Consider the following 13,952-nt stretch of genomic DNA (forward strand, 5'->3'; position numbering starts at 1 on the left):
TCAGGCTGCACGCGTGGATCTGAGACCCAGATGCGCCGCGATAAATTTCGTGATTTCATGTGCATCAGCACCAACCCCATCAATGAAGGTCGAATTGCGCCGGCGCATAAACGGAAGTCCCATGGTAAAGAGGCCGGGTGCCGAGGTGACACCGCCTGCCTGATCAATTTCACCCTTTGCGGTTTTCACAGGGACGTTCAGCCAAAGGTATTCACGTTTGTAACCCGTTGCCCAGATGATCGTTTTGATCCCGCGCTCAGCAAGGTTGATAAGGCTTTCGTCACTGCGAATTTTGATTGGTGCAATCACTGGTTCCACCGGCACATCAATGCCGTGCGATTCGATGTAATGATCGATGCGACTTAGCAATCTTTTCTGACGGGCGTCAGCTGCGTCAATTGACGCTGAGAGCGTGTTTGAGACGAAGACCCGACGACCGCTCATGCTTGTGACCCGTCCGACAATTTTAGCACCGCGACGTGAGATTGAACCTAAATCAAGGTCGCGATTCAAAGCACTGCCAACCAACTGAAAGGACGGATGATGGAGCACCGATTTCAACGAAGCCTGAGAGTCTCTTAACTCGCTAAGGACACCACTCTGATCAAGCCAATACATGATATCGCGCCCTCGGTACCGACGTGGAGTCCGGACATGGCTGCCTGCAGCCAAGGTTACATCGCACCCGCCGCGCAGCAGTTCGTCTGCCAGTTGGATACCGGTTGCAGACGCGCCAACAACAAGTATCCCGCTGTGCGAAATTTCACTGATATCGTCTAGGCGATCCGGGGTAACTTGGCGAATTAAAGGGTGGATATATCGCGCGAATTCCGGAACCAGCGGTTTGTCGCAGGCCCCCGTCGCAATAACCACTGACTTTGCCATCCAGAAAGCAGTGTCAGTGATAACTCTGTATCCGTTTTCAGAAAGCGAAACCGAGCGCACCTCGGTATTGCATTGGACAGGTGCGGCAAAGTCATCGCTGTAGTCAGAAAGGAGCTGAACAACATCGTCTTTGTGCATGAAGCCATCAGGATCAGCGCCAACATAAGACCATGATGGAAGTCTCGTCATCCAGTTTGGTGTCAGGAGATGAAGGTTTTTTCGGCGTTCTGTGCGCCACCTTTGAGCAATCTCACCGCGCTCAAACACGACGTGATCTATGCCCAGATCAGTCAGGCAACGACTTGTCGCAAGCCCCGCCTGGCCAGCTCCGATAATGATGACATCTGTTTTGCGTATCACGAGATTTGTCCTGTTAAGTTTGAGGTGGAATAGTTCAGCCCGAGGTGGGTCAGGCGCAGAAATCGCCCAAAAATTCGCGCACCAACTGCTTTGGGTTTGGCGTGATGATCTTTGCGGTTTTCGCTGACCGTGAAACTGCATTCATTTCATTGGCGGCGTTATCGTTGCTTTTTGTAAAACGTGACATTCGGATTCCTTTCAAAATTTCAAACGATCCAACCGTCTGTCTTGGATGGCAATATCGTTGGCATGGAGAGTTTGGTTTTAGCCCTTTTGCCTAGCGTATTTCGGATAGGGCCGAAGTCGACTGAGATGGGTTTCTTCCATCTTGGAAATGTTTGGTTTGCGAGTTCTTTCAGTGTCATATCTAGTCTCTTTTCGTGAGTGGGCGGGCGGCGAAAAGCGCCCGCCCGATCTGAGTTAGGCAGCAATATCAACGTTGACTTTGACGCCATTGGTCAGCACGTCGAGCACAGCCGAACGGGCCATGGATTGCTCTACAATTTGCTGAAGCTTTTCAGATGGTGCGTCGCCTGCGATTTTGAAGCTGGCACGGATGTTGTTGAAACCGTTGCGCACTTCGTCATTCAGGCCAAGAATGCCCTGCATATCCATGTCGCCTTCGACCGTTGTTTCGACGGATGTTAGTTTGACTTGACGGGCTGACGCGATGTTGCCGATACCGGCTGTAATGCATGCTGCCAGTGCTGAAAGAAGATACTCCACTGGAGCAGGTGCCGCGTCACCGCCACACAAAACGCTTGGGTGATCGCCTTCGACAACGAAATCTTCAACGCGTGTGTGGTCTCCGCCAGCACCGCTAAAGCCGTTGATGCGTGCCTGGCTGTGCGTACCTGCCAGCCATTTTGAATTTGCGCGGAAGGTAAACTGAGCAAGCTCAGGCTGTGCGCCAACTGCGCCAATAGTGGCCAGTAGTGTTGGGACATCAACGCCGTTGATTGCGACTTTTTCAGGTTTTTCCATAACTGCTGTGTTCATGATTTTCGTATCCTTGGGTCTCTGTTTCAGGGTTAGCCTTGAGGGCTGTTAAAACCAAAGACAGCGGGGGCTTAGGGAGGTTGGCCTTGCCGCTTTGGCTATAACGTTGTTCTAGACCTCGGATGTTTCACTTTGTGATCGCTAAAACAGCTTTTGTGTTTCATGTGTTTCAGCAACGTTTGCAGCGCGTTACAATCTGACAAATTATTGATTTAAAAGAAAAACCCGCCAGTTCACGCTGGCGGGTTGAGGTAGATGCTTAAGAAAAGCAATCCGTGAGTGGTGGCGTTCTCGGCTCTTATTTTTTGTCCAGATTGTTCGTATTTTATCTGCGAGAGCCTGACATTCATCGGGACCACTTTTTTGGCTGATAACTGAGATGCGAAGAACCTTCCGGCTTCTTCAAATTACAACTCGAAGGAAGCGCCGGCTATCCGCGTTTAGCAGCTAGTACAAGCGCATTGATTCCATCGGATTCACCTTGAACATGAGGAACCTGTTTCATCTTGGGTGCAACCATTTCGGAAGGAAAGAATATGCGTTTTCTTTCATCGCCTGATTGAATATCACTCCATTCGCATCCAATCGCTGTTTCAGGCTACCGTCATTAAACGCGTCAAACGTCTCGGTGGCTCCACCGATATGCTGGCCACCAACAAATATCTGCGGAATGGTGAGCGAACCAGTTGTATCACGCAAAGCAGCGCGAATATCGGCCCCAAGATTGTCTTTCTGGTAAGCTGTTGAGTCCAGATCGACGCTCTCATATTCAATACCAGCTTCCGCAAACATCTTGCGGACCGACCAGCAGAATTCACACCATTCAAGCGCAAATACAACAACTGATTTTTCGCTGACGATACGTTCTACATAAGCGATTGCTTCGGGTTTGGCTGGTGCAGTTGGCGCAACGGCAGCGGGCGCTGACGACACATCAAACCGGATTCCTGGCGTGGACATCGAAAGTTCCATTTCTTCGTCCGTCATTTCCGATGGAACGTCTTCGAACAATGGAGTCGAGAGATACCTCTCTCCGGTATCAGGTAACATTGCCAAAATCTTCGTCCCTTTTGGCGCTGTTCGCGCGACCTCAAGGGCTGCGGCAAAAGTTGCACCGCCGCTCGTGCCACAGAATATACCTTCTTTCTGCGCGAGCGCCTTTGCCATGTCCATGGCATCAATTCCGGCGACGGCTTCAAACCGGTCGATATGACCGCTTTCCAGCACATCATTGGCGAGCGACGAAATAAAATCAGGTGACCACCCCTGCATTAAATGCGGGCGAAACCCTGGATGACTTTCCGCAGCACTGCCATCTGCGTTGAACGCCTGCACAACACCGCTTGCAAGAAGGGGTACGTTGTCAGGTTCTGCAGCAACGATTTTCGTTCTTGGGCTGCGATCTTTCAGAACGCGCGCAACACCGTTCAAGGTACCGCCTGTTCCAAACCCTGTTACCCAGTAATCAAGCCCGTCATCTCCGAAATCGTTCAGAATTTCCTGAGCGGTCGTGTTGCTGTGGATATCTGCGTTTGCAGGGTTTTCGAACTGCCGAGACTGGAACCATCCATGTGCTTCAGCCAGTTCGCGTGCCTTGGCAACCATTCCCGTGCCTTTTTCAGCAGCGGGTGTCAGAACAACTCTCGCACCCAGAAACCGCATCAGCTTGCGCCGCTCAACACTGAAACTTTCAGCCATTGTTACAACCAGCGGATATCCCTTTTGTGCACAGACCATGGCAAGGCCAATGCCGGTGTTTCCGCTTGTCGCCTCAACCACAGTTTGGCCGGGCTTTAGGGTTCCGTCTTTTTCAGCAGCCTCTATTATGCCAATGGCCAGGCGGTCTTTGACAGACCCCATAGGGTTGAATGCTTCGAGTTTGACGAACATCTCAACCCCATCAGGTGCTAGCTTGTTGATGCGAACGACTGGTGTATTTCCGATCGTATCAAGTATGGAACTGCAAATGCTGTTCATGACGGGCCCTTCTTTCTTGTTTGTTTAACCGCTGATAAATTGTCTTACCGTGACCCCAGCCGATTGGTCGCGTCGTACCAATTGCTAAAGACTTTTGGTTCTACTGGTGTGTGCGCGCTTTCAAATCCGGTTCCGTATTTGGGAGCTTTCCGCTGAACGTATGTTTTGGTTTTCATTGGTCTATCCTCTTTCATTGGGGTTGGTAGGTGATCGTGCGAGGCTGATCACCAAAGCTGAGTTTTCATAAGGTGCTCAAGCACGGCACGGCTTTCGCGGCTCATAGGGTCAGCGCGGCCATAGCCGATATCTTTCAGTATGCGATCATCCAATGCGCTAAGGCTGCGCCGTGCCGCATAGCGGCGTTCTGTAACCGTTGAACCGTTGCGTTTGGGTTTTCTTGCGAGTGCAGCGCCTATAACTGCTACAATCGCTTGTGTAGGTGAGTGCATCGTTTTCGTGTTCACTGTCTTATCCTTAAGTCTAATGATTAATGTTTGCGTTTGTTGCCCCGGGATCTCCGCGACCTTTGACAACGCTTATTTGCCAGTCCCGTGTTGCAGTCTCATGTCGTGCTTCACGGTTTTGTGTTTCAATTGGGAAAACTTAGGTTTTTAGAGGTATCAAAAATAAACCCAATTACTTTCAATGCTTTAGAGAAAAGCCACGCGTTCTTTCCCGCAGTTCTCTGAAACAATTGAAACAAAAGCCTGCACTCACGAAAACGAAATGAAACAAAGGCTCTTTAGACAGAATTCATGACATCAACTTTGGAAAACCAAACACCAGATACAGCAGAGGTTCTGCGTGATGCTGTCGAAGCGCTGTCAGAAGGCATAGCGGTATTTGACGCAAACCTGCGGCTTATTACCTGTAATCAACGATACCTGGAGATGTTTCCGTTGATACGTGAGCTTATTGTTCCGGGCGCTCATTCTGATGACTTGTTGCGAGCCGGCGTTGAACGGGGTCAGTTTGCGGCTGCCCTGAACGACCCCGAAGGGTGGTTGGATAAAGCCTACAAATTCAGGCTTGAGTTTGACCGGGAGTTTGAGGTTGAATTCACAGATGGAAAAACCTACCAAGTTCGCTTTAAACCAACGCGATCGGGCGGCTATGTCGTTTCGCGAAGCGATATTACGGAAAGCCGCCGCACCGAAGCGATGGTTCGCGATAGGGAAACATTGCTGGCAACCGTTCTAGATACATCGCCAGTTTCCGTTGTTATGGCGCGGATAGAAGACGGCAAGATCATTTATCGTTCTAAAGAAGCTGCCGCCAATTTTGGTCAAACAACGTTTGCTCACGAACACTATACATCCCCGGAAGAACGGGAAAAATATGTTGCTTTGCTCACTCAGAAAAAACGCGTTGATGGTTATCAGATGACAAGTGTCCGCGCTGACGGAAGCAGCTACACCTCGTCTTGCTCTGGTCGAATTGTCGAATATGGCGGTGAACTATGCGCTGTTTCGGCGCTCACAGATTTGACCGAACAGCTCGAAAAAGACGCGTTGATCCGGCACGTTTTGGAAGCTTGTCCAATCCCCATTCAAATGAGCAAAGCAGATACGAGCGAGGTGCTGTTCTGTAGCCCGGAAACTGTTGCTCTCTTTGGGGATGCCCCAAGCTCCAAATCCTTTTATGTCGACCCTAAAGCACGAGAGATATATGTTGATACACTTCGGAAAGACGGGGTGGTCCGGGACTATAAGGCCGAGTTTTACAATCGACACGGGACGCGTTTTTGGGGCGCGGTCTTCGCACAAATGATCCGATATAATGGGGATGACGTGATCGTCTCGCATACGCGTGATATGACCGAACAACTGAAGATCGAGGACGAGCTGATCACCCAGCGCGAGTTGCTGCACCAAAACGAGAAAATGTTTGCCTTAGGTGAGCTCTTGGCCGGCGTTGCGCATGAATTGAACAATCCGCTTTCTGTTGTTGTGGGGCACTCGCTTATGTTGCGCGAAGATGCTCAGGACCCTGAAATCTTACGCCAGGTCAAAAAAATCAGTGATGCCGCAGAACGATGCACAAAAATCGTAAGAACTTTTTTGACGATGGCGCGGCAACAACCGGCAAAGTCCGAAAAAATAGAAATCAACGAAATTGTCCAGACCGCAGTAGATGTAGCCCGATACGGTGATTTTGGAAGTACAATCAAGATGGAATGTGATCTGGCCCAAACCCTTCCATCAATATGCGCTGACAGCGACCAGATCACCCAAGTTATTTTGAATCTGATAATAAACGCAGAACAGGCCATCAGAAGCGAAGGCAAAGGAGACAAAATTGTCGTAAAGACAAGCCAGGGAGCATCTGAACAAACGGTGGAGATCGAGGTGAAAGACAATGGCCCGGGCATCCCGGCCAAGTACCAGAACCGGATTTTTGAGCCTTTCTTCACAACCAAAGACGTTGGCGAAGGTACAGGCATTGGTCTGTCGCTGTGCCACAGAGTAATTCGATCACACGGTGGGCAAATAATGTTGGACGGGAATTACAAGGAAGGCACGCTTTTTCGGATATCATTGCCGGCTAAGCCAGCTTCGGATGGTGCATGTAAAAGCGTACCAGAGGTTGAAACACCGCAGGGTTCGCTACGTATTCTCATTGTCGATGACGAAGAAGATGTCGCCGAATTAAATGCCGAAATACTGGGCAGAGCAGGATTCGGCGTAGATGTTGCGAATATTGGTGGCGACGCAATCAGCAAGCTCAGGCAGAATAGATATGACCTGATACTCAGCGACCTGAACATGCCTGGCATCGACGGGCGCGGTTTCTTTGAAACCATAACAAAGGATTTTCCCGAGATGGCCCAGCGCATTGGATTTGTAACCGGCGACACTATGGGCCGCTCTTCCCAGGGTTTTTTAAAAGAAGCAAACCGCCCTTATCTGGAAAAACCCGTGTCCCCAAAGGAACTTCGTGCCTTTGTTTCGGAAATCATCGCTATCGCGGAGAATGAAAAATGACCGAACAAAAAACGACCGTTCTGGTGTGCGACGATGAACGCGATGTACGCGAGATGTTGCAGGAGTACCTTCAACGACGTGGTTTTCGCGTTGTAACCTCCGGCAATGCCGAAGAACTGCGCGACGTTTTGGAAAAGGAAAAGATCGACCTCATTCTGCTTGACGTAAACATGCCGGGCGAAGACGGCTTAACAGCCCTGCGAAATCTCCGCTCAAGCAACCCTGTAGCTGTTGTGATGCTGACTGCGGCCGGCGAAGTCGTAGACAGAATTCTTGGTCTCGAAATGGGTGCCGATGACTATCTGGGCAAGCCCGTAGATCTGCGCGAACTTGAGGCACGGATAAAGGCGGTCCTCAGACGCAAATCTGAACCAGTGGTTAAAACGGCAGATTCAATCAATACACCCAAAACCGCTCAATTCGGGAAGTTCACGCTGGATCTCGAAGCAGCCAAACTCCTTGATGACGACGGCAGCGAACTTCCGCTAACCGCTATGGAATTTAATCTTTTGAAGGTCTTTGCTGAAAACAAGCGCCGCGTCTTAAACCGGGATCAAATTCTCGAACAGGCGCACGACAGATCGTGGGATCCGTTTGACCGAAGCATCGATATACGGATTTCGCGGCTACGCCGAAAGATTGAAGCAAACCCTCAGAAACCGCTCATTATTAGAACTGTGCGAGGGATCGGTTATATTTACGATCCGGACTGATAGCTTCAGGCATAGGCCCAATAAAAACGAATTTGCGGGAAATCGGACAATACCGGGGTTCGTTTCCTGCTATGGGCAAATGAATTTTACACCTGGCATTCTGGAAATTCTTTCAATGTCATCTTCGTACATTTCAGTGATCTTTTCGACCAGGCTATCGGTCCAGCCCGGCAAATCAATCTCTTCTTCAACCGCGTCACTGACTCCAAATTTCTCTAGAAAAATCCCTCTGACTTGGCGGCGTTGCAGTTCATTAAGTTCCGATTTTTCGTCAAGGTATTGCTTGAGTTTTAGGAACGCATTCTCAGGAAGTAGATTTTGAATTACGTCCAGTTCACCCAAAAACCTCGTATCCGCTGCCAGCCCGGTAAATCTTGCGAGGATAGAAGGCCAGATAATTGGGGTATCTTCATTGCACCAAACGGTAATTGGACAATCAGGGTTGGCGCGCTGGATACGCGACACAACGTCAGACCAGCAAACAGAATTTAGATCTGTGTCGCCGATAAAATCGTCATACTCCCTTGAAGTTTGTGCCGAGAATGCGCAGGGAATAAGGGTCGCCGGGTTCATAATTGCCAGAAAAAACTCACACGGATTGTCCGGGAAAAGGTTGCGCAGGGCGGTTGTTTTGGGGCCTGCGTTTTTGAACAAAATACCCTTATTGAGCATCCATGACGATACGCCTAAAAATTTGCTGTCGGAAAAAACCAAACGATCAAGATTTTGATTTTCGGTGAGTGTAGCAAAGTTTTTTTCCTGAAGGCTGGCAGGCGCCATTTCACCTGACAACTCCAAGAGCATATCGTTCAGGCGTTTCCGGTATCGCCGCTGGCGCTGTGGTAAAATACCGTTCTTCGTAAGCAATTCAGAATCTTTTTTCAAAGAGCGCGTCAACTGATCATTGTCTGTATGCGGAGCACCCAAATGGTAAACCATTGGAACGTCATTCCGTATTGCAGAACCCTCTTGAATTGGCGCTAATTCGGCTAGTGTCATTTTGATACTTTCCTCAAAAAAGGCACAATCGGTAAGAAAAGGCCCAGGCTCTGGCTCAAAATGGCAAAACTTAAAGGTCCTAATTTAGCGAAAGAACGAAATAATTGTGTCAGCGTTAAAATTTAGGGTGCTAAATTGAACACTTCAAATAAAAGTAACGTGAATGCTTTGTTTGGAAAATTGCATAAAACCGTTTTAAAGCTTCCTTACCTTCGCCCATTCGGAAATGCTCAAAATCTGGCTCTACGCCTGCCTCCATCAGGAACGACAATATTGTGTCATTCTGGTCAGATTTTGCTACGCGTTTAAGCCATTTCGCATTGGGCTTTTAGATCTGAAAAACCTTTAAGGTTACACTTAACCACCAACGTCTTTAATCTAGGCAATCATCAACCTTGCCAGTCGTCTAACCCTGTTTCAAATGAAACGATTTCGCAAGAAAAAAGCCGCTCAAACGAGCGGCTTTCATACCTCTGGTTGCTGTCGCAAAATCAGTAACGACCGCTTCTGATTTTGTTGTAGATCATATCCGCATCAGCACGAACCAAACCGATATCTTCCAGCTGAGAATCTGAAAGGTTGGCCAGTGCGCCTCTTGTTTGACGCGCTGCTTTCCACGAAGCAAAAGCTTCGGCTGCATTTTCGATCGCGTGTACCAAACGGAAAGTCGTGATTGCTCCGAAAGGCACAGAACGTGTGGCTGTTGTGATAGACATTTTGCGCTTCCTTGCTTAAAAACCTTGCCGATCCATTGTCGGCTGATGAGCGTCACCTAGTCGGCTCGAATTTGATTTACAATGTGGTTTTCTGCATTGCAGAAATGCAATTTCTGCATAGGTACCAAGGCGCGCTGGATTACGCGCCTCTTTTACATAAACCATTTAGACCCCATGAGTTGCGTGTTGGGGCATTTTTGATATAGGCAAGTTAAGCGCCGCGCACTTGATATTAAGGGATCGCAATGACGAATCATTTGTACAAAAACGACTTGCCTGATGGGCTCGACCTTGGGCCAGTTGTTGCAATTGACTGCGAAACTATGGGGCTTAACCCACACCGGGACCGGCTGTGTGTTGTGCAGCTTTCAGGCGGTGACGGAATAGCCCACCTTGTTCAGGTGGAGAAGGACCAAACCGAAGCACCCAACCTCTGCAAAATGCTGACAGATCCTGATGTTTTGAAATTGTTTCATTTCGGACGCTTTGATATCGCGGCTTTGTTCAACACTTTTGGTGCGGTCACGGCACCTGTCTACTGCACAAAAATTGCTTCCAAGCTAATCCGCACCTATACGGACCGCCATGGCCTGAAGTTCCTGCTTCAGGAATTGCTGAGTGTTGATATTTCAAAACATCAACAGATGAGCGATTGGGGGGCAATCACGCTGACCTCGGCGCAAATCGCGTATGCCGCGTCTGACGTTTTGTATTTACACAAACTGCGCGAAGAGTTGAATGAACTGCTTGTCCGTGAGGGGCGAGCAGATTTTGCGCAGGCATGTTTTGACTTTTTGCCAACACGCGCTCTTCTGGATCTCGAAGGTTGGCCAGAAATAGATATCTTTGCGCATTAATCTGAGCCGAGTGACTATATAGACCAAACATAAGCTGAACGTCGCTGACACTGTAGCCAGCAATTTAGTGTCGGCAAAATGGCATGAACAGAATGTTAGTCTGGGGGAAACCCGATTAAAGTGCTTTAGGAAAGGAACAAATCTTTGCTTTGTATTGGTTCGATCATCCCTGAGCCTCGGCTGTATAGCGCGGGATCGCTCTGACGATGGCGATCTACGACAACGCCTATTCACGTTTTATCGCTTGGCTCAAGATAATCTTGCCTCTCGTCGCACTTGGGTTACTCTCAACATTGTTCCTGTTTTCGCGTGGCATTGATCCTAGCCAAACCATCCCCTACGCGGACGTTGATATAGACGAACTTGTAAGAGAACAGCGGATTACTTCACCGAATTATACAGGCATGACAGACGATGGAACCGCCGTATCTTTCTTTGCAGAAAGCGCACGACCTGATCCGGACAATCCGAATTTGCTGACAGCCGTTGCTTTAAAAGCGAAAATCGAAGCGCCTTCTGGCTTGCAAGTTGATATCTCCTCCGAAGGTGGTTCGATCAACAGTACACAACGGCAGTCTGTTTTGTCTGGAAACGTCGAGGTTGAAACCTCATCTGGTTACGAAATTTTCACAGAAAGACTGACGGCTGCGCTCGATGGAAGCTTGCTGGAAACAGCTCGTAACGTGCGTGCACAAGGCCCACTTGGCATGATTGAAGCAGGTAAGATGGTTCTTGAACTGGAAGATGCGGATTCCGACACCTATCTTCTTGTCTTCAAGGGCGGGGTGAAACTAGTATACACACCATAAGAATAAGGGAACGATATGCTGAATTTGTTGCGCACCGCTTTGATCGCCATCGCCTTGTCTGGTGTTTCCATGGCAGCAAAAGCTCAAAGCGCACAAGTTGCCTTCGGCGGGCTTCAGCACGACTCATCCTTGCCCGTGGAAGTTGTCGCAGATCAGCTACAAGTTAATCAAACAGACGGCTCCGCAGTTTTCACAGGAAATGTTGTAATTGGACAAGGAACAATGCGACTTTCTGCAGCCGAAGTGCAGGTTGAATACACATCCGCAGAGAGCGGAACGGCTGGTCGCATCTCCCGGATGCTCGCGAGCGGAGGCGTGGTGTTGGTAAATGGGGGCGAAGCGGCCGAGGCAAACGAAGCAACCTATACGATAGACACCGGAAGCATCGTCATGACGGGTGACGTTGTCATGACGCAGGGGCAAAATGCACTTACCGCCAACCGGATGGTCATAGACCTGAATACGGGAACCGCAAATATGGAAGGGCGCGTGCGTACCATTTTGCAGTCAGGCAGTAACAACTAATGCCCCAGAAACCAGAACTTAAACTATCAGAGGGCGACGCAGGTCTGCGCGTTCTGAACCTTCGAAAAAGCTTTCGCAAAAGACCGGTAATCCGCGACGTAACAATCGAACTTGGCCGCGGTGAAGTGGTGGCGCTTCTTGGGCCAAACGGCTCAGGCAAAACCACGTGTTTCTACGCAATTGCAGGCTTGTTAACGCCGGAAGGCGGACAGGTTATTATCGACGGGCGGGATGTTACCAGCCTACCTATGTATCGGCGCGCAAAACTTGGTATCGGATATCTTCCGCAGGAAATGTCGATTTTTCGCGGCATGAGCGTTGAGGACAATATTCTAGCGATTCTCGAAATTGCGGTGCCTGATCGGGTGAAACGCCATGAGCGCCTTGAAGAACTGCTTTCCGAGTTTTCGATAAGCCATTTGCGGCGCGCATCCGCCCTGTCACTGTCTGGCGGTGAAAGGCGGCGTGTCGAAATCGCACGTTGTCTGGCAGCAGATCCAAAGTACCTTCTGCTCGACGAACCGTTTGCGGGGGTTGATCCAATCGCAGTTGGTGAAATTCGAGGATTGGTCGCAGAACTTAAGAACCGCGGAATCGGGGTTTTGATAACCGATCACAACGTCCGGGAAACGCTCGAAATTGTTGACCGGGCGTATATTCTGCATGACGGTGAAGTTTTGATGAGCGGAACCACGGAAGAAGTCGTTCAAGACGAAAACGTGCGACGCGTTTATCTGGGCCAAAGTTTCCGTATTTCCTAACGCGTACCAGCAATTGGGAAGGTGATGGCACTAAAGCCAAAAATCTCTCTTCGACAGACTCAGCGCTTGTCGCTGACTCCAACATTACGTCAATCTCTCAATATTCTGGCATTGCCAATGACAGAACTCATCACCGCAATTCACGATGAGGCTGCTGAGAATCCGATGCTCAAATTGGAAACACAGCACGAAGGTACCTTTTCGGGTGGTAGATCAGCTTATGATGTCGCGACTGAGACCGTCGCAACGACAGTATCGTTGGGAGAGTCTTTACACCAACAAATCACATTGATGCGGCTTGACGATGTGGTGCGCAGCATCGCGTTTTACTTGATCGGTGATCTAGATGAAAATGGTTACCTGACGTCGGATACCGACGACACCGTTAAGGCTCTGGGATTGGAGCGCTCAATTGTCGAGCGAGCAATTTCAGCAATCCAGTCTTGCGACCCACCCGGCGTCGGAGCGAAAAACCTGACCGAATGCATTTTTCTTCAGATGATTGAAGCTGGCATCGACGATGAAAGGGCGCGATTGATAGCCAAACATCTGGATCTTATTGCTGCCGAAGACTGGCCTATCTTGCTCCGAAAAACCCAGCTTTCGGAAGTGGAAGTCCACGAACTTGTCACGCTGGTTCGAGGGTTAACACCATTCCCGGCAGCAAGGTTTTGGCAGGAAGAACGACCCGGTTCACCGGAGATTCGCATTGAACGCGACGCGTCAGGCCAGCACAGGGTTGCGCTGACATCAGGTATGGTGCCCGAAATAACAATTGATGTCGATTTACTGACCCGGTCAAAGAAAGAGCCAGGTGCGCGCGAATTTGCAGCCCGATGCCAAGCGCGTGCGGATTCTCTGATCTCAGCTGTGCGTTTTCGCAATAAAACGCTGCTGCGAATTTCAAATCTGATTGTCAGACATCAACATCCGTTTTTTTCCGGTCGGGCAGATCATCTGATCCCTTTGACCCGGGCGGAAATCGCACACCAGCTTTCGCTACACGCGTCTACAGTGGGACGGGCTATGGCCGGCAAGTATCTAGAGTGGTCAGGTTTGGTTTACCCCCTGTCGTTTTTTACCTCATCGACCCTCGGAGCAGAGAGCGGGCTACGAACGTCTGCTTACTCTGCGCAACAAATGATTCGGCGCCTGGTAGAGCGTGAAACAGCCGATACAATATTGTCAGATGAAAAAATTGTTAAAAAACTGAACGCTGACGGAGTTGACATTACCCGTCGAACTGTCGCCAAATACAGGGGATGCATGAACATTCCCTCATCGTTCGAGCGACGCCGACAAATGACCGCGCGACGAACGCGCCCGGGCAGCCCGGGCAGCGTCAATTTCGTAAAACAATAACCAAT

The 13,952-nt window shown here is 49.6% G+C and carries 15 protein-coding genes and 1 pseudogene; 7 read left to right on the plus strand and 9 right to left on the minus strand.

Features of this window, described 5'->3' with window-relative positions:
- The 7 genes and pseudogenes from MWU63_RS10655 to MWU63_RS10680 form a co-directional block, all read right to left on the minus strand.
- Entirely contained in the window at positions 1-1,245 is a 1,245-nt protein-coding gene (locus MWU63_RS10655) for an NAD(P)/FAD-dependent oxidoreductase (protein WP_213889530.1), read from the minus strand.
- A 49-nt stretch (positions 1,246-1,294) separates the two neighbouring features.
- Positions 1,295-1,432: a hypothetical protein gene (locus tag MWU63_RS10660; protein WP_213889531.1), complete on the minus strand. Its 138-nt coding sequence runs from the start codon at positions 1,430-1,432 to the stop codon at positions 1,295-1,297.
- A gap of 233 nt (positions 1,433-1,665) precedes the next feature.
- Positions 1,666-2,244: an OsmC family protein gene (locus tag MWU63_RS10665; protein WP_213889533.1), complete on the minus strand. Its 579-nt coding sequence runs from the start codon at positions 2,242-2,244 to the stop codon at positions 1,666-1,668.
- Positions 2,245-2,745: 501 nt separating this feature from the next.
- The gene (locus MWU63_RS20390) at positions 2,746-3,216 is read right to left on the minus strand and encodes a glutaredoxin domain-containing protein (RefSeq protein WP_343229462.1); all 471 of its coding nucleotides are present in this window, start codon (positions 3,214-3,216) and stop codon (positions 2,746-2,748) included.
- Positions 3,193-4,221, minus strand: a pseudogene (gene cysK / locus MWU63_RS10675) (cysteine synthase A); the annotation flags it as partial. The pseudogene cysK and the gene MWU63_RS20390, both read right to left, overlap by 24 nt.
- A 44-nt stretch (positions 4,222-4,265) precedes the next feature.
- Positions 4,266-4,397, minus strand: coding sequence for a hypothetical protein (locus tag MWU63_RS20395; RefSeq protein ID WP_281414302.1), 132 nt, complete (start codon positions 4,395-4,397; stop codon positions 4,266-4,268).
- A 48-nt stretch (positions 4,398-4,445) separates the two neighbouring features.
- On the minus strand, positions 4,446-4,685 hold the full coding sequence (locus MWU63_RS10680) for a DUF1127 domain-containing protein (protein WP_213889537.1): 240 nt from the start codon (positions 4,683-4,685) through the stop codon (positions 4,446-4,448).
- 291 nt (positions 4,686-4,976) lie between these two features.
- Between MWU63_RS10680 and MWU63_RS10685 the strand changes: the two genes are divergently transcribed.
- Together MWU63_RS10685 and MWU63_RS10690 are read left to right on the plus strand one after the other, a co-directional pair.
- Positions 4,977-7,205 (plus strand): ATP-binding protein, encoded by a 2,229-nt coding sequence (locus MWU63_RS10685; RefSeq protein WP_247077853.1) that lies wholly within the window; start codon positions 4,977-4,979, stop codon positions 7,203-7,205.
- Positions 7,202-7,918, plus strand: coding sequence for a response regulator (locus MWU63_RS10690; protein WP_213889543.1), 717 nt, complete (start codon positions 7,202-7,204; stop codon positions 7,916-7,918). Before MWU63_RS10685 ends, MWU63_RS10690 begins: the two co-directional genes overlap by 4 nt.
- A gap of 69 nt (positions 7,919-7,987) precedes the next feature.
- Here the strand turns inward: MWU63_RS10690 and MWU63_RS10695 are convergent, their stop codons facing one another.
- Both MWU63_RS10695 and MWU63_RS10700 read right to left on the minus strand, forming a co-directional pair.
- A complete protein-coding gene (locus MWU63_RS10695; RefSeq protein ID WP_247077855.1) occupies positions 7,988-8,917 on the minus strand; it encodes a hypothetical protein in 930 nt (309 codons plus the stop codon).
- A gap of 491 nt (positions 8,918-9,408) precedes the next feature.
- Positions 9,409-9,633, minus strand: a complete 225-nt coding sequence (locus tag MWU63_RS10700) for a DUF1127 domain-containing protein (protein WP_213889545.1) — start codon at positions 9,631-9,633, stop codon at positions 9,409-9,411.
- 245 nt (positions 9,634-9,878) lie between these two features.
- Here MWU63_RS10700 and MWU63_RS10705 point away from each other — a divergent pair, with 245 nt between their 5' ends.
- From MWU63_RS10705 to rpoN, 5 genes are all read left to right on the plus strand, one after another.
- A complete protein-coding gene (locus MWU63_RS10705; RefSeq protein WP_213889546.1) occupies positions 9,879-10,490 on the plus strand; it encodes a ribonuclease D in 612 nt (203 codons plus the stop codon).
- A 206-nt stretch (positions 10,491-10,696) separates the two neighbouring features.
- The gene (lptC, locus tag MWU63_RS10710) at positions 10,697-11,299 is read left to right on the plus strand and encodes an LPS export ABC transporter periplasmic protein LptC (RefSeq protein WP_213889547.1); all 603 of its coding nucleotides are present in this window, start codon (positions 10,697-10,699) and stop codon (positions 11,297-11,299) included.
- Between the two features lie 15 nt (positions 11,300-11,314).
- Entirely contained in the window at positions 11,315-11,824 is a 510-nt protein-coding gene (locus tag MWU63_RS10715; protein ID WP_213889548.1) for an LptA/OstA family protein, read from the plus strand.
- Entirely contained in the window at positions 11,824-12,585 is a 762-nt protein-coding gene (lptB, locus tag MWU63_RS10720; RefSeq protein WP_247077858.1) for an LPS export ABC transporter ATP-binding protein, read from the plus strand. The genes MWU63_RS10715 and lptB overlap by 1 nt, the downstream gene beginning before the upstream one ends.
- A 24-nt stretch (positions 12,586-12,609) precedes the next feature.
- Complete coding sequence (rpoN, locus tag MWU63_RS10725) at positions 12,610-13,947, plus strand: RNA polymerase factor sigma-54 (protein WP_213889550.1); 1,338 nt, start codon at positions 12,610-12,612, stop codon at positions 13,945-13,947.
- The last annotated feature ends 5 nt before the right edge of the window (positions 13,948-13,952 follow it).

The organism is Pseudohalocynthiibacter sp. F2068 (assembly GCF_023015645.1).
In the GTDB taxonomy this organism is placed as follows: domain Bacteria; phylum Pseudomonadota; class Alphaproteobacteria; order Rhodobacterales; family Rhodobacteraceae; genus Pseudohalocynthiibacter; species Pseudohalocynthiibacter aestuariivivens.